At 70.7% G+C, this 20,123-nt stretch carries 16 protein-coding genes; 10 read left to right on the top strand and 6 right to left on the bottom strand.

Features of this window, described 5'->3' with window-relative positions; translation table 11 throughout:
* Together HUN59_RS16535 and HUN59_RS16530 are read left to right on the top strand one after the other, a co-directional pair.
* On the top strand, window positions 1-566 hold a 566-nt coding region (locus HUN59_RS16535; protein ID WP_174779535.1), incomplete at its 5' end, for a glycosyltransferase.
* Window positions 563-2,008: a hypothetical protein gene (locus tag HUN59_RS16530; protein WP_174778988.1), complete on the top strand. Its 1,446-nt coding sequence runs from the start codon at window positions 563-565 to the stop codon at window positions 2,006-2,008. The genes HUN59_RS16535 and HUN59_RS16530, both read left to right, overlap by 4 nt.
* Before the next feature lie 71 nt (window positions 2,009-2,079).
* Here the strand turns inward: HUN59_RS16530 and HUN59_RS16525 are convergent, their stop codons facing one another.
* Together HUN59_RS16525 and HUN59_RS16520 are read right to left on the bottom strand one after the other, a co-directional pair.
* Complete coding sequence (locus HUN59_RS16525; RefSeq protein ID WP_174778987.1) at window positions 2,080-4,329, bottom strand: hypothetical protein; 2,250 nt, start codon at window positions 4,327-4,329, stop codon at window positions 2,080-2,082.
* A gap of 122 nt (window positions 4,330-4,451) precedes the next feature.
* Complete coding sequence (locus tag HUN59_RS16520; protein ID WP_174778986.1) at window positions 4,452-6,656, bottom strand: hypothetical protein; 2,205 nt, start codon at window positions 6,654-6,656, stop codon at window positions 4,452-4,454.
* Window positions 6,657-6,894: 238 nt separating this feature from the next.
* On the opposite strand from HUN59_RS16520, the gene dnaK reads away from it, so the two are divergent.
* The 4 genes from dnaK (at window position 6,895) to HUN59_RS16500 (ending at window position 10,989) form a co-directional block, all read left to right on the top strand.
* Window positions 6,895-8,763, top strand: a complete 1,869-nt coding sequence (dnaK, locus tag HUN59_RS16515; protein ID WP_058740787.1) for a molecular chaperone DnaK — start codon at window positions 6,895-6,897, stop codon at window positions 8,761-8,763.
* Window positions 8,764-8,765: 2 nt separating this feature from the next.
* On the top strand, window positions 8,766-9,413 hold the full coding sequence (locus tag HUN59_RS16510; RefSeq protein WP_174778985.1) for a nucleotide exchange factor GrpE: 648 nt from the start codon (window positions 8,766-8,768) through the stop codon (window positions 9,411-9,413).
* A 38-nt stretch (window positions 9,414-9,451) separates the two neighbouring features.
* Window positions 9,452-10,450, top strand: coding sequence for a DnaJ C-terminal domain-containing protein (locus HUN59_RS16505; RefSeq protein ID WP_058740786.1), 999 nt, complete (start codon window positions 9,452-9,454; stop codon window positions 10,448-10,450).
* A gap of 125 nt (window positions 10,451-10,575) precedes the next feature.
* Window positions 10,576-10,989 carry a heat shock protein transcriptional repressor HspR gene (locus HUN59_RS16500; RefSeq protein ID WP_174779534.1) on the top strand — a complete coding sequence of 138 codons (414 nt, stop codon included), beginning with the start codon at window positions 10,576-10,578 and terminating at the stop codon, window positions 10,987-10,989.
* A 190-nt stretch (window positions 10,990-11,179) separates the two neighbouring features.
* Here HUN59_RS16500 and HUN59_RS16495 read toward each other — a convergent pair whose 3' ends face one another.
* The gene (locus HUN59_RS16495; protein ID WP_174778984.1) at window positions 11,180-11,836 is read right to left on the bottom strand and encodes a GntR family transcriptional regulator; all 657 of its coding nucleotides are present in this window, start codon (window positions 11,834-11,836) and stop codon (window positions 11,180-11,182) included.
* Window positions 11,837-11,976: 140 nt separating this feature from the next.
* Between HUN59_RS16495 and HUN59_RS16490 the strand changes: the two genes are divergently transcribed.
* Entirely contained in the window at window positions 11,977-13,125 is a 1,149-nt protein-coding gene (locus HUN59_RS16490; protein ID WP_174778983.1) for a class I SAM-dependent methyltransferase, read from the top strand.
* A 79-nt stretch (window positions 13,126-13,204) separates the two neighbouring features.
* Here HUN59_RS16490 and HUN59_RS16485 read toward each other — a convergent pair whose 3' ends face one another.
* The 3 genes from HUN59_RS16485 to HUN59_RS16475 form a co-directional block, all read right to left on the bottom strand.
* Window positions 13,205-14,035 (bottom strand): aldo/keto reductase, encoded by an 831-nt coding sequence (locus tag HUN59_RS16485; protein ID WP_144803088.1) that lies wholly within the window; start codon window positions 14,033-14,035, stop codon window positions 13,205-13,207.
* A gap of 106 nt (window positions 14,036-14,141) precedes the next feature.
* Complete coding sequence (locus HUN59_RS16480; RefSeq protein WP_058740781.1) at window positions 14,142-14,540, bottom strand: hypothetical protein; 399 nt, start codon at window positions 14,538-14,540, stop codon at window positions 14,142-14,144.
* Between the two features lie 93 nt (window positions 14,541-14,633).
* Entirely contained in the window at window positions 14,634-15,032 is a 399-nt protein-coding gene (locus HUN59_RS16475) for a hypothetical protein (RefSeq protein ID WP_174778982.1), read from the bottom strand.
* 269 nt (window positions 15,033-15,301) lie between these two features.
* On the opposite strand from HUN59_RS16475, the gene HUN59_RS16470 reads away from it, so the two are divergent.
* The 3 genes from HUN59_RS16470 (at window position 15,302) to HUN59_RS16460 (ending at window position 20,091) form a co-directional block, all read left to right on the top strand.
* Window positions 15,302-18,055, top strand: a complete 2,754-nt coding sequence (locus HUN59_RS16470; RefSeq protein WP_174778981.1) for a glycoside hydrolase family 2 protein — start codon at window positions 15,302-15,304, stop codon at window positions 18,053-18,055.
* Window positions 18,056-18,292: 237 nt separating this feature from the next.
* A complete protein-coding gene (gene tatA, locus HUN59_RS16465) occupies window positions 18,293-18,571 on the top strand; it encodes a twin-arginine translocase TatA/TatE family subunit (RefSeq protein WP_058740778.1) in 279 nt (92 codons plus the stop codon).
* Window positions 18,572-18,696: 125 nt separating this feature from the next.
* Window positions 18,697-20,091: an MFS transporter gene (locus tag HUN59_RS16460; protein WP_174778980.1), complete on the top strand. Its 1,395-nt coding sequence runs from the start codon at window positions 18,697-18,699 to the stop codon at window positions 20,089-20,091.
* The last annotated feature ends 32 nt before the right edge of the window (window positions 20,092-20,123 follow it).

Genomic DNA, 20,123 nt, shown 5'->3' with positions numbered 1-20,123 from the left:
GCGAGCCCGCCGTCGCCTTCGTCGGCGCACTCGACGTCGCGCGCGGCGCGGAGGTCCTCGCGGATGCCGTCCTGCACTCGTCCTTCCCGGAGGGGTGGCGACTCCGTCTGGCCGGACCGATCCGTCCGGCAGCTCTCGTCGACGGCTTCGACCAGGGGGTCGAGCGCGGTCGGGTCGAACTCCACGGTCAGGTTTCCCCCGGAGCGGCGCGCGATCTCCTCGCGGCGTCGAGCATCGGTGTCGTCACGCTCTTGCCGACGCCCGCCCACCTCGACTGCCTCCCGACCAAGCTGTTCGAGAACATGGCGGCCGGGCTGGCCATCGTGGCGTCGGACTTCCCGCTCTGGAGGCGCATGCTGCGCGGGTACGACTGCGTCACCTTCGTGGACCCCACCGATCCGGCAGCGGTCGCGCGTGCGATCGCCGACTACGCCGGAGACCCCGGACTGCTCGCCCGCCACGGAGCCGCCGCAGCTGCGGCGGCGCGGGAGACGTTCCGGTGGGACCGCGAAGAACGAGCCCTGGTGGAGATGTACCGGACGCTCATCGGAGACCCGGTCCGATGACGGTCCTGAGCGCCGGCACGGGCACCGCCACGCACCTGCCCGGGCTCCGGTCGGCCCGGGTCCTCGGGCGACCGACGATCCTCGCCGCTGTCGTCGTCGTCTACGCGGCGAGCCTGCACGCGGTCTACGCGGGGCTGATCTCCGGCCCCTTCGCCTACGCCGGGTACACGGTGGTGTTGCAGCCATGGCAGGACCGGGTGCTCGCCACGCTCATCGCGGTGGGGGTCGCACTGGTGCTCCCGGCGCGGATCACCCGCGCCTCCGACGTCGTGCTGTGGATGCTCTTCGGTGTCTGCCTCGCTCCGGCGATCCTGATGGCCGGCTACACCGGGTACCTCACGCCGGCAGCAGCGGCACGCTTCTCGTTCCTGCTCGCGACCGCGTTCGCGGCGGCCGTCGTGGCGGTCCGGTGGGGTAGGGACCGCGCCTGCGCCGCGAGCGCCCGTGGTGACCTGTCCGCAGCCGATCGACGGACCGCGCCCGACACCGTCCGGATCGGCTCCCGGGTCGTCGACCGGAACGCGCTCGCGTGGGTGCTCTGCGCGGTGTACTCGGCGGCGACCTACGGTGTCATGGCGACGACCACCGGCTTCAGCTTCCACTTCGTGTCCCTCGACGACGTGTACGACGTCCGAGCGGCGTACGCGGACGACCTCTCCGCCGGCGGCCCGCTCGGCTACCTGCTGAGCGGGCAGGCCTACGTCGTCAACGTGTACGTCATGATCCGTGCGTTCTCTCGCCGCGTCTGGCCGCTCGTCGTCCTGGCCGCGCTCGGGCAGTTCGTCATCTACTCCACGACCGGGTTCAAGACCGTGCTCTTCTCGATCCCCGCGATGGTCGCGATCGCACTGGTGCTCCGTCGTCGGCGACCACGGTCCGGGACACCGCTCCTGCTGGGCCCGGTGCTCCTCATGCTCCTCAGCGCCGGCGCCGACCTGCTGCACGGCGGCATCACGTGGACGTCCTTGTTCTCGAGGCGGTTCATCGTGACCCCCGGGCTGCTGACCTCGGTCTACGCGGACTACTTCTCGGACCACCCGGTGGCGCTCTGGGCGACGTCCTTCACCCGCCTGTGGGTGACGTCGCCGTACGACACCACACCGACGAAGACGATCGGGCAGTACATGCTCCCCGGGTCGCAGGTGAACGCCAACGCGAACCTGTTCGCTGACGGCTACGCGAACCTCGGCGCCGTCGGGCTCTTCGTCATCGCGGCAGTGCTGGCCGTGTGGCTCCGGTGTCTCGACCGATGGAGCGTGGGGATCCCGGTGCCGGTCGTCGGCGTGCTCGTCGTGATGAGCGCCGTCACCTTGTCGAACACGTCGATCCTGACCTCCATGCTGTCGCACGGGCTCCTCGTGGCGACCCTCCTGATCGCAGTGATGCCCCGGCACGGCTGGCGCTGGTTCGACCGCGGTGCCGGCGGCGGGCCACCGGCGTAGCCACGACGTTCGTGCATCGATGCGTCGACGGGTGCGGCCTCGAAGTCGGGGCCGCACCCGTCGTCGCACGTTCACCCGTCCGTGCGCTGCCGATCCGCCGCGGGGATCACGAAGCGGTCGGAGAGCAGGACCTGGCCACCGCGCCGTTGCTCGATGCGGAACCGAAAATCGCGTGCCCGGTGGTCGACCACGCGGCGGAACTCCCACCGGCGGTCAGTGCCGATCTCCCGCTCGCCCGGCACGAGTTCCGTCCCCCAGTCGTTCACCACCCGGTACGTGGCACCCGCGGTGCCGGTCCCCTCGAAGCGGTTCTCCGTGCCCGGGACGACCGTCGTCGTGCTGACGGTCGCGGGTACCAGAGCGGCGGCGGCAGCCGTGAACTCCGGCGTGCGAGCCTCCCAGCCGTCGATCGCCACCTGGAGGCGGAAGGCGAACGAGGTCGCCCCGTTCGAGACCGTCCGGTCGAACTGCCACGACCCGGTCGCCGCGATGTCCGATTCGCCCGGCACGAGGTCGGTACCCCATCGATTCACCACGCGGTACCGAGCGCGTGCCGGACCCGTCCCTTCGAAGTGATTGAGCAGGCCGGGCACCATTCTCGTGGTCGTCGAGGACACGCTCGGCGGAGCAACCACCGGCAGTGTGACCGCTCCGCCAGGCTCGGTGGTGCTCCCGAGGGTCTGCTCGAACCCGAGGCGGAGTTCGGAAGCGTTCACGGCGACCGGAACCACCGCGGACCAGGAGCCGTTCGGATCGACTCTGGCCGAGGCGAGCTCCGCACCGAACCGGTCGGTGATGCGCAGGGTCGCTTCCGGCTCGGCATCACCACGCAGCACGTTGTCCCAACCGGTGACGACGCGCTCGTTCTGCACGTGGACCGGAGCGAGCACGGGTGCCGCCGGGAACGTCACCGACGTGGTCGCTGACGCTGCGAAGGAGCCGGCCGGTGTGCTGCCGACGGCCGACATCGTGAGTGCACCGTCACCGGGCGCAGCGCCCTCAGGCGTCCGGACGGGGACAGTGAACCGCAGGAGTGTCCCTGCCGGGAGGGTCCATCCCGTGCTGGCCCACCGGTAGGTGAGGGTCTTCCGGTCGTCGGTCAGTTCCCCGTCGACGAATTGATCGCGGTCGAACGCGGTCCACGCTCCGGCGCCCGGCAGCCGGTACCCGCCGCGGATCGCGGTGTCGTCCGCGAGGGTGGTGCCGGCCGGAGCGGCGAACCGGACGATCGATCCGGCCAGCGGGCTCGAGGTGGCGACGGTGGTCCTCAGGCGGCTCTCGACCGGTGTCGATGCGCCGACTTCGAGGGTGACCGGGGGAGCGTCGGCTCCGACCAGGACCTGATCGTTGACGGGGATGGTCGTCGGAGTGCGCGCTTCGGTCGAGAAGGGGCCTTGCGCCGCGGAGCCGCTGATCGTCGCCGTGAGCCGTCCCGCTCCGGCCGGAGCGTCGGGAGGAGTCTGCACGGCGATGTCCCACCCGAGCCGGGTGTCGCGGCCGACCGACCAGGCACTTCCGCTGTGCCACGTCCAGCGGTACCGCTTGCCACCCTCGAGCATCACGCCCCCGGTCAGCTGCACGCCGTCCTCGTGACGGAGTCTCCCTGCTTCTTCGTACCACCCGGAGACGGTGGACTGGCCCGGGGCGAAGACGGTGCCGGCGGGCGCGGCGACCTCGACGGTCCCGTCCACGGCACCGAACGGCGTCGTGGTGGTCGCCGTGACCGGGACGGGAGTGGACGAGCCGCGCGTGAGGGCCGTCGCCGGACCGTCCGCTCCCGTCAGCCCTGCGGCAATGGTGGTCGAGGTCGATCCGTCCACGCTCCACGAGCCGGTGGGGCCCCCTGCACGTGTCCCGACCGCCGTGTACGAGAGACGTCCGCTGGGTGGCGCAGTCCGCGCGACCTCGACCGGGATCGCGAACCGCAGCTGGACGTTCGTGTCGAAGGCGGCCGGTGCCTGCAAGCGGTACGTCGCGTGCGTCCGGGAAGCATCGAGGCGCGCGTCGGTCAGACGCACCGAGTTCGTCGTGAGCCATGTGGGCCATCCGTTGTTGCGGTACTGCCCGACGGCGTCGTTGCCCGTCGCAGGGATCGTCGTCCCGGTGGGAACGGTGACCGTGACCTCACCTTCGACGCTGCCGGGTCGCCCGCCGAGTTCGGTGAACCCGATGTCGACCGCGCCGGTCTCCCCTCGTTGGAGCACAGCGGGGCCGAGGTCGAGATCGACGGCGTGTGGTGCGGGATCGGCGTGCGCGGGCACCGTGCCCACGCTCAGGGTGGCCGCTGCGATGATCGCAACGACCGAGAGGGCGGATCGCATGGGGGACTCCGTTCTGATAGGTGCCACCTACGCTAATGACCGACATGTGGTGTTCCAACGGTGATATACAACGAGAGTGCCCCTTCCGAATGGAAGGGGCACTCTCGTGTGCGATCCGGGTGTCAGTTGGTCACGGGGTTGATGACGTAGGGGCCGGTCTTCTTGGTGGTGCCGTTCTTGGTCTGCTCGATGTAGAACGTGAAGTTCTTCGCGTTCCACGACACGACGCGGTCGAAGGTCCAGTCGCCGGAGCCGGTGACGGTGACGGGGTGGCCGAGCAGGTCGGTGCCGGAGGCGTTGACGATCTTCAGGCTGGCGTCCTCGGTGGCGGTGCCGGTGAAGGTGTTGTTCACGCCGAGAGCGACGGCGGTGGGTGCGGTCACCGTCGGGTCGACCAGGCTGGCTGCCGGATCGGCGGGGTTGATGACGTAGGGGCCGGTCTTCTTGGAGGTGCCGTTCTTGGTCTGCTCGATGTAGAACGTGAAGTTCTTCGCGGAGCGGGACACGACGCGGTCGAAGGTCCAGTCGCCGGAGCCAGTGACGGTGACGGGGTGGCCGAGCAGGTCGGTGCCGGAGGCGTTGACGATCTTCAGGCTCGCGTCCGCCGTGGCGGTGCCGGTGAAGGTGTTGTTCTCACCGAGGACGACGGCGGTGGGTGCGGTCACCGTCGGGTCGACCAGGGAGTTCGCCGTGTCGGCGGCGATCGTGAAGACTTCGCTGGTGGTGCTGAGGTTGCCCTTGGTCTGCACGAGCCTGAACTCGAACTTGGTCGACGAGGCGGACACGGCCCGGTCGAAGGACCACGTGCCGTCTGTCTTGACCGTGACGTCCTTGCCGAGCAGGTCGGTGCCCCAACGGTTCACGACCCGCAGCGTCGCGTCCTTCGTCGCGGTGCCTTCGAACGTGTTCGTCTTGCCGGGGGTGAAGGACTCGGTGGTCACGGTCGCCGGGTCCAGTTCGACGCTCTTGCCCGGGTTCACCGAGAGTTCCGCGGTGGTGTGGTTGTAGCCCTTCGACAGGGAGTCGACGACGAGCTGGTACTCGCGGTCCTCCAGGTCGCGCAGGACGACGCGGTAGGTGTCCGTCGTCTTGCCTGCGGTGGTCTCGGCGAGGATGGCTTCCGGCTTGCCCTTCTCGTAGACTCGGATCTTCGACGACTTCTGCGCCGCGCCCGTGATGGCGAGCTGGTCGCCCGGCTGGAGCTCGACGCCCTGGGCCGGCGAGGTGATCGACACGCCGGCGCCGTAGTCGATCGACAGCTCCTTCGGCGTCGCGTCCTCCCCTCGGATCGTCTGCGTGACGGTCAGATCGAACGCCCCCGCCATGTTCGGTGCGTTGACCGGGATCGAGTAGCTGCCGTCCTTCAGCGATGTCGTCGACGCGATCTGCTTCTCGCCGTGGAAGAGCTTGACCTCGGTCTCCGCGGTCGCGGTACCGGAGATCGTCGCGACCTCGTCGAGCTCATCGCCGAACGTGGCCTCGGCGGTGAGCGGGGTGACCGGCAGGTCGACCTCGACGTCGGCCTCGGCGACCACCTCGGCGCCATCGAACGCCGTGAGGTGCACCGTGGTGACGCCGAGCTTCAAGTTCCGGAGGGAGGCCGACCACGTGCCGTCGATGACGTCCTCGTCGAACCGGACGGTCTTCCCCGTCTTGTCCTCGTAGGACACCTCGACCGACGAGGCCGCCGGGGGCGCAACACCGTCGGCCAGCTGCGCGGTCCCGGCCTCGATGTCGACCGAGACCGCCTTTGCCCACACTCCGAGCGTCTCCGGGAAGAGCGCCCAGCGCGCTTTCGTGGCGTACCCGCGGATCGCCGCCATCCCTCCGGAACCGCGCGAGGTGAAGCCCGTCGAGACGGTGTACCCGTCTTCCAGTCGCAGTCCCTTGCTCGGCTCGAGGAACCAGCGACCGTTCTCCCTGACGGTCCCGCAGCTCAGCCCCTTGATGATGTCCCAGGAGCCTCCGTCGTCAGCGCGGTGCTCGTGAGCGACGCAGTTGCCGTTGGGAGCCTTGATGAAGTAGGTCGGGAAGCCGTTCGCAGTCGTCTGCCCGGTGGGCACCGCCCGCAGGATCGCAGCGTTCTTGATTGCATCTCCTGCAGTCGAGGCTTTGAGACCGGTGCCGAAGCTGCCCACGTAGCCGTAGTACGGCGTGCCGAGGTAGGAGCCCGGCTCGTTGGATGCGAACTGTACCGGCATGCCGGAGGAGGCTTCAGCGGCAACTGCTGCCGGATCGGCCGTCGCTGCCGGACCGAAGCTGATGCCGGCGGCCAGGGTGGCTGCGGCGACGCCGGTCGCGGCCGCAGCTCGAAGGAATGACTTCATGTGTGTGAGGGGTCTTTCGGTCGGGCCGCACCATGGATCGGCACGGCAGATGTGCCATTCAAAATATCACACACGCGAGGCGCACCTGAACCTCGCCATCTCCTGTGAGTTGCGCCGGGTCGACGCAACTTTCGTTGTTCACAGTTGACGTGCCTCCAGTCAGGAGTAAGGTTGAGTCCATCGGACGCAAGTCCGCAGACTTCCGCAACCACGCACCCGACAGAAGGAGCACCACAACATGGGACGTGCAGTAGGCATCGACCTCGGAACCACCAACTCGGTCGTCAGCGTGCTCGAGGGTGGTGAGCCCACCGTCATCGCGAACGCCGAGGGCCTCCGCACCACGCCGTCGATCGTCGCGTTCACCAAGGACGGCGAGGTCCTGGTCGGCGAGACCGCCAAGCGCCAGGCCGTCACGAACGTCGACCGCACCATCGCGAGTGTCAAGCGCCACATCGGTACCGACTGGAAGGTCGAGATCGACGGCAAGCAGTACACGCCGCAGGAGATCTCGGCCCGTACCCTCGGCAAGCTCAAGCGTGACGCCGAGCAGTACCTCGGCGAGGACGTCACCGACGCGGTCATCACCGTCCCGGCGTACTTCAACGACGCCGAGCGCCAGGCCACGAAGGACGCCGGTGAGATCGCCGGACTCAACGTCCTCCGCATCATCAACGAGCCGACCGCCGCTGCGCTCGCCTACGGCCTCGACAAGGGCAAGGAAGACGAGCTCATCCTGGTCTTCGACCTCGGTGGCGGCACGTTCGACGTCTCGCTGCTCGAGGTGGGCAAGGACGACGACTTCTCCACGATCCAGGTCCGCGCGACCTCGGGTGACAACCGCCTCGGTGGCGACGACTGGGACCAGCGGATCGTCGACCACCTCGTCAAGAAGTTCAAGGACGAGCACGGCGTCGACCTGTCCACGGACAAGATCGCGAAGCAGCGTCTCAAGGAGGCCGCCGAGCAGGCGAAGAAGGAGCTGTCGAGCCAGCTGAGCGCCAGCATCCAGCTGCCGTACCTGACGCTGACCGCCGACGGCCCGCTCAACCTCGACGAGACCATCTCGCGCGCGCAGTTCGAGCAGATGACCTCCGACCTGCTCGATCGCACGAAGAAGCCCTTCAACGACGTCATCAAGGAGGCGGGTGTCAGCGTCAACGACATCGCGCACGTGGTGCTCGTCGGTGGTTCGACCCGCATGCCCGCCGTGGCCGAGGTCGTCAAGTCGCTCACGGGCGGCAAGTCCCCGAACCAGGGCGTCAACCCGGACGAGGTCGTGGCCGTCGGTGCCGCGCTGCAGGCCGGTGTCCTGAAGGGTGAGCGCAAGGACGTCCTGCTCATCGACGTCACGCCGCTGTCGCTCGGCATCGAGACCAAGGGTGGCCTGATGACGAAGCTCATCGACCGCAACACCGCGATCCCGACCAAGCGGAGCGAGACCTTCACGACCGCCGACGACAACCAGCCGTCGGTCGCGATCCAGGTCTTCCAGGGCGAGCGCGAGTTCACCCGCGACAACAAGCCGCTCGGCACGTTCGAACTCACCGGCATCGCGCCGGCTCCCCGTGGCGTCCCGCAGGTCGAGGTCACGTTCGACATCGACGCCAACGGCATCGTGCACGTGTCCGCGAAGGACAAGGGCACCGGCAAGGAGCAGTCGATGGTCATCTCCGGCGGCTCGTCGCTGCCGAAGGAGGACATCGAGCGCATGGTCCGCGAGGCCGAGGAGCACGCGGCCGAGGACAAGGCCCGTCGCGAGGCGAACGAGCGCCGCAACCAGGCCGAGCAGCTCGTCTACTCGATCGAGAAGCTCATCAAGGAGAACGACGACAAGCTGCCCGCGGACGTCAAGTCCGAGGTGCAGGGCGACGTCGACGCGCTGAAGTCCGCCCTCGCGGGTGAGGACGACGACGCGGTCAAGACCGCCTACGACAAGCTCAACGAGTCGCAGGGCAAGCTCGGCCAGGCCATCTACTCGCAGCAGGACGCGGGTGCCGCGGCCGGTGGCGAGCAGCCGACCGCCGACGGCCAGGCGCAGCAGGACGACGAGGACATCGTCGACGCCGAGGTCGTGGACGACGAGGACGACAAGGACAAGAAGTAACGATGACGGATCCCAAGGACAACGTGCCCGAGGACGCCGAGCCCCAGGTCGAGGGCGACGCCACCAACGCGCAGGAGCCCGAGGACCTCATCGAGGCGGAGGGGCCGGACGTGGAAGTTCCCACGGACGCCCCCGCCGCCGGCGGCCCCCAGTCGGACCTCTCCCCGGAGGACCAGGCACTCCTGGACGACGCCGCGCGCGGCATCGCAGAGGACAAGCTGGCGCAGGAGGACCGCGACCTCGTCGCCGACATGCGCGCCGACATGCTCCGTGCGCAGGCCGAGCTGGTGAACTTCCGGAAGCGCGTCGAGCGTGACCGCGAGGCGAACCGCGACGCCGTCATCGCCGAGGTCGTCCGCGCCCTGCTCCCGGCCCTGGACGACCTGACCCGTGCCGAGGCGCACGGGGACCTGGCGGACGGGCCGATGCAGGTCATCGGGCAGAAGATCCGCGGCGGTTTCGAGAAGTTCAAGCTCGTGCAGATCGGCGAGAAGGGCGAGACCTTCGACCCGAACGTGCACGAGGCGATCGTGCAGCTGCCCACGCCGGGGGCGACCGACCAGACCGTCGCGGACGTCGTGGAGCCGGGCTACAAGCTCGGCGACCGTGTCCTGCGTGCGGCCAAGGTCGCCGTCGCGGTCCCGGCCTGAGCCGGCTCGTCACGACCAGGAACGGAAGGTAGGGCTCGATGGCCAGTCAGGACTGGTTCGACAAGGACTTCTACAAGGTCCTCGGCGTCGACAAGACGGCGAGCGACGCTGAGCTGAAGAAGACCTACCGGAAGCTCGCCCGGCAGTACCACCCGGACTCCAACCCGGGGGACGCCGCGGCCGAGTCCCGCTTCAAGGAGATCAGCGAGGCCTACTCGGTGCTCTCCGACAAGGAGCAGCGCGCCGAGTACGACCAGGTCCGCGCCATGGGCTCGGGCGCCCGCTTCACGGCGGGCGGCCCGGGCGCCCAGGGCGGGTTCGAGGACGTCTTCGGCGGGATGTTCGGCGGACAGCAGGCCGGCGGGCAACGCGTCCGCTTCGGCCAGGGCGGCGGCGGTGGCTTCGAGGACATCCTCGGCGGGATGTTCGGTGGCGGCGGGGGCTTCGGGCAGTCGTCCGGCGGTTTCCGCGGCTTCGGTGGTCCGACCAAGGGCCGTGACGTCACCGCGTCGACGACGCTCGACTTCACGACCGCGATCGCCGGCGACACCGTCAAGCTCTCGCAGGGCAACGGCCGGCCGGTGAACGTCCGCATCCCCGCGGGTGTCGCCGACGGGCAGAAGATCCGTCTGCGCGGCCGCGGCGAGCCGAGTCCGGACGGGGGCGAGGCAGGCGACCTGGTCGTCAGCGTCACCGTCCGGAAGCACCCGGTGTTCGAGCGCGACGGGCTCAACCTGCGGGTGGACGTCCCCGTGACGTTCGTCGAGGCGGCGCTCGGCGCGACGATCCAGGTCCCGACGCTCGGCGGCGACCCCGTCAAGCTGAAGGTCGCTCCGGGCACGCCCTCCGGTCGCGTCCTGCGCGTCAAGGGACGCGGCGTCGCGACGAAGAGTGGGACCGGTGACCTGCTCGCGACCGTGCAGGTCGCGGTGCCGTCACACCTGTCGGACAAGCAGCGCGAGGCCGTCGAGGCCCTCCGCGCGGCACTGCCGGACGAGGATCCCCGCGAGGACCTCCTCGCCAAGGCGCGCAGCTGACGCTGCGCGACCACAGCAACGAACCGGACTGGAGGCTCGGTGCGGCTCCGTCAGGAACCGTCACCGGGCCTCCAGACTGGTTTCCAGACCACGCGGACGACGGAAGGGAACAGGCCGTGACCGACATGGACGAGAACTCGCCCGTCTTCGCGATCGCCATGGCGGCGGAGCTCGCCGAGATGCACCCGCAGACCCTGCGGCAGTACGACCGGCTCGGCCTGGTCGTCCCCGGGCGGACCCGCGGGGGCTCGCGTCGGTACTCGATGCGCGACGTCGTGCAGCTGCGGGAGATCGCGCGCCTGGGGTCCGAGGGGGTCTCGCTCGAGGGCATCCGTCGCGTGCTCGAGCTGGAGAACGAGAACCGGGCGCTCCGCGCGCGGGTGAGCGAGCTCGAGACCGCGCTGGCGGACCAGCTCATAAACCGGCCGGGCGCGCGGGTGTTCGCCGCGACGACCACGGGCGCGGCGGTGTCGCTGCGTGCCGGGATGCGGCCGCAGCGGAACACGCAGGTGGTGCTCTGGCGACCACCGCGCGGCTGACACATCACTGCATCCAGAACATCACACGTCTCCTCCGGTGGGGTCGACGGTCTCGCTCGTGCCGTCGCACTGACGCACCTCGACAGGGGCCGGGGCCGGGCTGCCACACACGTGGTGGTCCGGCCCCGGCCGCAGTCGTGCCACGAAGAACGGCCGCGTCGCTGAGCGCGCTGGGACCCGGGATCCCAGGTCAGGCGGGCCGGTCGGGATCCGGCAGCAGGTGCATCGACCAGAGCGCCCGCTCCGCCAGCCGACCGTCGTTGCCCTCGACCGCGAGCCGCAGCGCGACGACCCCGTTCGCGATCCGGTCCCACGGCAGTGCGGTCGGCAGGTCCTCGTGCCGCAGACGGAAGGTCAGGGCGTCGATCGACCCGCGGAGCGCCGAGCAGAGCACCGGGTTGTCGCACGACTCGATGAAGCTCCGGTAGACGGGCGCTGCCGTGTCCGTCACGGCGTCCCAGTCCCCGAGCCGGACCGTGTCGAGCAGCGCCCCGATCCGTCGTCCGAGCGCGGTCCGTGCGGTGTCCTCGAGCCGCGGCACCGAGACGCGGACCAGACCGCCGTAGAGCAGACCGAGCGCCTGCAGCGTCGGGACGATGTCGGCGGCGCGGGGCAGGGCGACGCGGGTGTACCGGTTGGCCCGGCGTTCGACGAGACCGGCGAGTTCGAGGTCCGACAACGCCTCGCGGACGGGCGTCCGCGAGCAGCGGAGGCGCCGGGCGAGGTCGCCGTCGTCGAGCAGGGTGCCCGGGGCGAGCACGCCGGCCATGATCTCGTCGCGCAGCCGCTCGCGGGCGAGGTCCCGGAGCAGGGGTCGGGCGCCGAAGGCCTGTTCCTGGACGAACATCCCGCCCCTCCCGTTCCGTGACCAGACGCGGACCGATCGCCGCGATGGCTCGACGATAGGGGACATCGGGCGCCGATGAACATCTGATATACGGACGGGTCGGAGCGCCGGGCGCAGGGACCGCTCAGTACGCTGACCGGATGCGCGTGTCTGACTTCGCCGACCAGTTCCGGCGGGACCCCGACGACGGGGGACCGGACCTGGTGACGATCGACGGCACCGACCGGTTCCTGCTCGACGAGGCACCGCACGTGCACGGTGACGCGCTCCGGCAGCCCGGCGAGGTCGCCGTCGTCGACGACCGGGCCGGGGTGCTCACGCTCGGGCTGATCACGGTGCACGGCGCCTCGGACGTCCGGGTGGTGCAGGACTCCCTCGTCGGGGTCCGTGCGCTCCAGGCCGCCGCCGGCACCTTCGGCCTTCGCGGCTTCCGGCACGCCGAGACCGCCGAACAGGCCTTCCGTGACGTCCGGCTCGTGCTGCTCCGGCTCTCGAAGTCGAACGACCGCCTGGACGAACTCGCCCGCGCCGTCGCGCGGTGGGCGGCCCCGGACGTGGTGCTGCTGTGCGGCGGGGTCACCAAGCACATGACGCTGTCCCAGAACGACGTGCTCCGCCGGTACTTCGGCGAGGTCACCGCCTCACGCGGACGGGGGAAGTCGCGGCTCCTCGTCGCGCAGGACCCCCTGCGCGCCGCCGCGGTGCGGGCGGACGCGACGAACCCGTGGCCGCGCGCGGTGCACGTCGACGAGCTCGGCATGACGCTCGTCGCACACGGCGGGGTCTTCGCGGGCACGTCGCTCGACCAGGGCACCCGGGTGCTGCTCGACGTCGCCGACCAGGCGGTCCCGACGGCGCGGACGGTCGCCGACCTGGGCTGCGGCAACGGCGTCATCGCGACCGCGATGGCGCGGCGCCGGCCGCGGGTCCGCGTGGTCGCGACGGACGTCTCGTCGATCGCGGTCGCGTCGACGCGGGCCACGGCGGCGGCGAACGGTGTGGCCGACCGGGTCGCGGTCGTGCGGTCGGACGCGGGCGACGAGCTCGACGAGGGCTCGGCGCAGCTCGTCCTCTGCAACCCGCCCTTCCACGAGGGCACCACGGTGAGCACCGACGCGGCCGAGGCGATGTTCCGGAACGCGGCCACGATCCTCCAGTCCGGCGGTGAACTGTGGTGCGTCTGGAACTCGCACCTGCGCTACCGGCCGCTCCTGGAGCGTCTGGTCGGGCCGACGCGGCAGGTCGTGCGGACCGCCAAGTTCACGGTCACCGCCTCACGGCGGTCCTGACGCACGACGGGAGGCCCGTGGCTGCGTGCGCCACGGGCCCCCCGTCGTCGTGTGGGTCGCCTCGGGCGACCTGCGGCCGTCAGGCCGGGACGTAGTCGAACGTGTCCGGGTCGGGACCGGTGCGGTGTCCCTTGTCGAGCGAGGTGATCGCCGTCATGTCGTCGTCGGACAGCTCGAAGTCGAAGATCGCGAAGTTCTCCTCGACGCGCGAGCGGGTGACCGACTTCGGGAAGACGATGTCACCGCGCTGGATGTGCCAGCGGAGGACGACCTGTGCCGGGGTCTTGCCGGTGTTGCCGGCGATCCGGGTGATGGTCTCGTCGTCGAGCACGAGGCCCTGCGCGATCGGGGACCAGGCCTCGGTCGCGATGCCGTGCTCGCGGCCGTAGGCGCGGAGCTCCTCCTGCACGAGGTACGGGTGCACCTCGATCTGGTTCACGGCCGGGGTGATCGTGGTCTCGGAGGCGAGTCGGTTGAGGTGGTGGGTCTGGAAGTTCGAGACACCGATCGAGCGGGCGGTGCCGCCGCGGTAGAGCTCCTCCATGGCCTGCCAGGTCGGCACGAAGTCCGAGACGGTCGGCAGCGGCCAGTGGATGAGGAACAGGTCGGTGTAGCCGCCGAGCAGGTCGGCCGACTTCTTGCCGTTCTCGAGCGCCGCCTCCGGGTCGTGGAACCCGTTGTTGAGCTTCGAGGTGACGAAGATCTCCGAGCGGTCGATGCCGGACTCGGTGATGGCCTCACCGACCTCCTTCTCGTTGCCGTACATCTCGGCGGTGTCGATGTGGCGGTAGCCGACCTCGAGGGCGGTGAGGGTGGCTTCCTTCGTGTTCTCCGGCTCGATCTGGTACACCCCGAAGCCGAGCTGCGGGATGGTCTTGCCGTCGTTGAGCGTGATGTTCGGAACGGTCATGACGTCATGCAACCAAACCGCCCCCAGCGTGCTTCCCGGGAACGTCCAGCCGGGCGCGTCCCCCGACCGGGGCTCCCCGAGCGACCCCGCGACGGAGACGACCCCGCTACGCGAGTGACGCCGTGATGTAGGCGAGGAGCGCGTCGGCGTACGCCTGTGCCGCGTCGGGAGCGGGGAACTCCCGAGCCGTACCGTCGATCGTCGCCGTCACCGTGAACCCCGCCGTCAGCGAGACGAAGGCCGGGCCGAGCAGCTCGCGCAGCTGGTCCTCGCGCGGTAGCCAGAGCGACTCGGACGCCTCGACCGAGTCGAGCGCCCACTCGGTCGTGCCGTTGAAGCCGAGCACGGTGCCGCTCGGGTAGTCGTGCCGTTCGACGGTCATCTCGGACACCGTGTAGACGTCGTCGTCGACGCCGGGCTTGTCGATGACGAAGCGGTCGCCGGTGGCCGGGTGCCAGCGGAGTCCGGCGTCGCGGAGGGACCGAGCGAGCTCGACGGTGATCACGGCACCAGACTGGCACGCCGTGGGCCGGTCGGTCCGCCGCGGGCCGGACGGGCCGTCCTGCCGTTCGCGGGCAGGACGGCCGTCGTGAGCGGGTCAGCCGCGGTAGGTCGTGATCGGCGACAGGGTGCCGTCGAGCTGCTGCTGGACCTCGAAGGTGCGGAGGTACGTGGTGAACCGACCGATGGACAGCTCCCAGTAGCCGTCGCGGTCGACCGTCGTCGTCCAGCTCCGCTCCTCCGTGCCGTAGAGCAGCGTGGTCACGGTGACCTGGGCGCCCGGCGCGCCGGAGCCGATCAGGAAGGTGTCGCGCCCCTCCTCGACGTCGCCGAGCACGACCGGTGCGGCGACCGACTGTGCCGACGACACGGCAGCGGGGGTTGCCGGGGCCGCGGCGGCGGTCGCGGCGTTCGCGGGGAGGGCGGCGCCGAGGGACAGCGCCGCAGCCACGGCGGTGGCTCCGAGGGCGGTGGTGATGCGGGTGCGGGTGCGCATGGGACTCCTCATGTTCGAGCGAACGGCACGGTGCCGGTCGCGAGGCTGCAACATATTGCATTTCTTCTGAAGTCATCCCGAGTGCGCGGGACTCGCGACGAGGGGCCTGTCTCGATGTCGTGGCGGCCTGACGTACTACCATCAGCGACGGCGTGGGCTGCACGTCGGTCGCCGGTGCTCGGTGCTCGGTGCACGTCGCCGGTGGTGACCTCGACGCTGCCGACCGCCCGGCCCGACCGCCGCCCGTGACGACCCGACGAAGGACCCGCATGACCCTCGAGCGCGAGGAACTCCGTGACGACTGGACCGTGGCGATCGCGGGGGACCAGGTGCCGAGCGGGGCACCCGCCGACCTCGTCGGTCGCGCGCTCTCCGCGACCGTCCCCGGGCAGGTGCACACCGACCTCGAGCGCGAGGGCGTGATCGCCGACCCGACGTTCGACCGCAACGAGGACGCGACAGCCTGGGTCGGCCGCGCGGACTGGGCGTACCGGCGGCCCGTCGACGTCGACCCACGCGGGTTCGAGCGCGTCGACCTGGTGTGCGACGGCCTGGACACCGTCGCCGAGCTGGCCCTGGACGGCGTGGTCCTCGGGACCACGCGGAACATGCACCGCCGCTACCGCTTCGACCTGAACGACGTGCCCGGTCCGGCGGGGCAGCGCGAGCTCGAGCTGCTGTTCGAGTCGCCCTACCGCGAGGCCGGTCGGGTCGCCGCGCGCGCCGGCGCGATGCCCGGCCCCTACGACGAGCCGTTCCCGTACGTCCGCAAGCAGGCGTCGAACTTCGGCTGGGACTGGGGACTCACCGCCGTGACGAGCGGCCCGTGGCGTCCGGTCGCGATCGAGCGGTGGTCGACGGCCCGGCTCGCCGAGGTCCAACCCCTCGTCGACGTCGAGGCGGGCGAGGGTGTCCTCGACGCCCACATCCGGGTCGAGCGTTCCGGGATGAACGACCTCGACCAGGACGGCGAGGACGACGACCTGGTGCTCGTCGTCACGGTCGCCGGACCGACGGTCGACGGCGGCACGACCCGGCAGCGGTCCCGTGCGCAGCTCACGCCGAAGGACGACGAGACCGTGGTCACCGTCCGGGTGCCGGACGCGCTCCGCTGGTGGCCGAGGGGGTACGGCGCCCAGCCTCGGTACGACGTCACGGTCGAGCTGCAGACGGTCGACGGCGAGGTCCTGGACCGCCGGACCGCGAAGACCGGCTTCCGCTCGGCACGGATCGACACCACCGACGACGCCGTCGGCAAGCCCTTCGACGTGGTCGTGAACGGCGCCGTCGTCGACGTCCGCGGGGTGAACTGGATCCCGGACGACGTCATCGTCTCGCGGGTCGACCGTGGCCGGGTGCTCGACCGGCTGCGGGTCGCGGCTGACCTCGGCGTGAACCTCGTGCGCGTCTGGGGCGGCGGGGTCTACGAGTCCGACGAGTTCTACGACGTGTGCGACGAGCTCGGGCTGCTCGTGTGGCAGGACTTCGCGTTCGCCTGCGCGGCCTACCCGGAGATCGAGCCGATCCGCAGCGAGGTCGTCGCCGAGGCGCGGGACAACGTCGCCCGGCTCTCGGGCCACCCCTCGCTCGTGCTCTGGAACGGCAACAACGAGAACATCTGGCTGCACGACGTCGACGGCTGGGGCGAGGTCCTCGGCGACCGCGGCTGGGGGCTCGACTACTACCTCGACCTGCTGCCGACGATCGTCGACGCGGTCGACCCCTCGCGCTTCTACACGGTCGCGTCGCCGTGGTCCGGCTCCGAGAGCCTGTTCGCGAACGACGTCGACCACGAGACGCACCACTCGTGGGACGTCTGGAACCGCCTGTCCGACGAGCACTACCGCGACTCGGTGCCGCGCTTCGTGTCGGAGTTCGGCTGGCAGGCGCCGCCCGCGTGGCGCACCCTGCGGGACGCCGTCACGGACGAGCCGCTCCGCGTCGACGCGCCGGGCGTCGTGCACCACCAGAAGGCCGACGACGGGATGGCGAAGCTCGCCCGCGGGATCGCGCCGCGGTTCGGCGCGGTGGACCCGTCGGAGTTCGACCGCTGGCACTACCTGACGCAACTGCAGCAGGCGCGGGCGATCGCGACGGGCGTCGAGCACTGGCGCACCCACTGGCCACGCAACACGGGTGTCGTGCTGTGGCAGCTGAACGACCTGTGGCCGGTGTCGTCGTGGTCGGCGGTCGACTCGGCGGGGCGGCTGAAGCCGCTCGCGCACGAGCTCCGCCGCCTGTACGACGACGTCCTGCTGACGATCCGTCCGGTGACCCGTGCGTCGGGTCCGGCTGGTGCCGAAGCGGCTGACGGGTCCGGTGCGGTCGACGGGTCTGGTCCGGACGACGGGTCCGCTCCGGCGGATGCGTCACTCCCGGCTGCTGACGACCAGCCTGGAGGCGCGGCGCACGACGTCCCGTCGGCCTCCGCCGGCGGGACGGCCGAGTTGGTCACCCTGTCCGACACGCTGTCCCTCGGGGTGTCACCAGGCGCCTTCGGGCAGTCGCCCGTCGAGGTCGCCGTGCGGTCGGCACGCGCCGGCCGGGACAGCGTCGTGCGTGTCCGCCGGGTGACGGTCGCGGGCACGATCCTCGCCGAGGTGACGCTCCCGGTCCGCCTGTCCGAGGCCGGGGTCGCGGTCGTCGCACTGCCCGAGTCGGTGGGTGTCCTCGACGACCCGACGCGCGAGCTCGTCGTGGCGGACATGGACTGGCGGCGCGCGGTCTGGACGGCCGCCCCGGACAAGGACGTGCGCTGGGAGCCGGCGCGGTACCGGACCACGGTGGCGCCCGCGGCGGACGGGGACGGCCACGACCTGGTCGTCGAGGCGGACTCGCTCGTGCGGGACCTGCTCGTCCAGCCCGACCGGCTCGCCCCGACCGGCACCGTCGACCGCGGGTTCATGACGCTGCTGCCGGGGGAGCGGGTGGACTTCCGGCTCCGCGGGCTGACGGACGCCGACGTCCGGCGGCTCGGCGAGCCCTTCGTCCTGAGCACACTCGACGACCATCTCGGTCACTGATACTCTGTACTTCACCGTCGTGCCTTGACCCGCGATCGGAAGTGCGCACCCCCGGAGAGCAACGGCCTCCGGGGGTGCTGCCGTGCGGGGCCTGCCTGTGCGAACGGTGACGGTTCGGGCGCTCGCCTGTGCTTCCGGAGGTGTGCGGGTTAGCATGGTGGCACCACGGACTTCCGCCCGACGTGTCGACGGCGACTCGGAACCAGCGGCGACCAGAACTCGATCCAAGGAGTCACCATGTTGCAAGGCCTCGGCGGGGTGCACCTGCTGATCATCCTCGGCATCATCATCCTGCTGTTCGGTGCGACCAAGCTCCCGGCACTCGCCAAGGGCCTCGGTCAGTCGATCAACATCTTCAAGAAGGAGATGGGGGACGACAAGAAGGGCAAGGACGACACGACGGTCACCACCGTCGCGCCGGACACCACCACGGGTACGGCGCAGTCGGCCGCTCCCGCGCAGCCGGTCGTCAACCCCGGCCCCTCGGTGCAGCCGAACTCGGACAGCCGGCAGTAACGCACCGCCGGTTCCCCCACGGATCCAGGACCCAAGCCCCGTCCTGTCGGCAGCCCTCGCGACCACCGGTCGTGGGGGCTTCGGCGTTCCCGGCGCCCGCGCCGCCCGCGGAGGATGATGGGCCGATGAGCGCCCCGGCCGCCACGGCACCCCTGCGGGACGACCGTCGCACCGTGCTCGTCGTCGCGATCCTCGCCTCGTTCGTGGTGGGTCTCGACACGAGCGTCGTGAACGTGGCGCTCCCCGCGATCCGCCAGGACCTCGGCGGCGGCCTCGTCGTGCAGCAGTGGGTCGTCGACGCCTACCTGGTGACGCTCGGGTCGCTGATCCTCGTCGCGGGATCGCTCTCCGACGTGTTCGGTCGGGTCCGGATCGTCACGTGGGGCCTCGTCGTGTTCGGGGTCGCCTCGGTGGTCTGCGCCGCCGCCCCGACCGGCGCCGTCCTCATCGTCGCCCGCGCGTTGCAGGGCGTCGGCGGTGCCCTCGTCACCCCGAGCTCGCTCGCACTCATCGTCGCGGCGTTCCGGGGGCCGGCGCAGACGAAGGCGATCGGGACGTGGACGGGCTGGTCGAGCGCGGCGATGATCCTCGGTCCGCTGGTCGGCGGGCTCATCGTGGACGGCATCGGCTGGCGCTGGATCTTCGTGCTCACCGCGGTGCCGATCGTCGTCACGATCGTGCTCGTGACCCGGATCACCGGCGACGTCCACCCGGCCCACCGGCCACGGATCGACGTGACCGGCGCGGTGCTCGCGGTGCTCGGCGTCGGCGGGGTGGTGCTCGGGCTCATCGAGCAGGAGCGCCTCGGCTGGACAGACCCCGTGGTCGTCGTGGCGCTCGTCGTCGGCGCCGCGTCCCTGCTGGCCTTCGTCCCGTGGGAGCGTCACGTCACCCGATCCGGTCGGGTGCCGCTCGTGCCGCTCGAGCTCTTCCGCGCGCGGAACTTCTCGGTCGGCAACGCCGCGACGCTGTCCGTCTACGGCGCACTCGGCATGGTCGGCTTCGTCGTGACGCTCTTCGTCCAGGAGGTCTGGGGCTTCCCGGCCTGGCTCGCCGGCCTCGCCACGCTGCCCCCGACCCTGCTGCTCCTGCTGCTGTCCTCCACCGTCGGAGCCCTGGCCGGACGCTACGGCCCGCGGTGGTTCATGGCGGCCGGGCCCGCGGTCGCCGCCGTCGGGGCGCTCGTCATGCTCGCCGCCGGTCAGGACCCGCGGGCGTACTGGTGGTCGGTACTCCCGGGCCTGGTGCTCGTGGGGGTCGGGATCGCCACGATGGTGACGCCCCTGACCAGCGCCGTGCTCGGGTCGGTCCCGGAGTCCGAGGCCGGTGTCGGGTCGGCCGTGAACAACGCCCTCGCGCGGATCGCCAGCCTGGTGATGGTGGCGCTCGCCGGGGTCGTCCTCGGCGGTGGGATGAGCACCGCCGGCTTCCACCGCGCCGCGGTCGTGGTGGCGTGCCTGCTCGCCGCCGGCGCCGTCGTCAGCGCGATCGGGATCCGGAATGATCCCGCGCGCACCTGAGTTGAGTCGAGTAGGCTCAAGTACATCTCCAC

Source organism: Curtobacterium sp. Csp2, from assembly GCF_013347165.1.
Note: the sequence above shows the minus strand (reverse complement) of the source record. Positions and strands in the feature narration are given on the sequence as shown.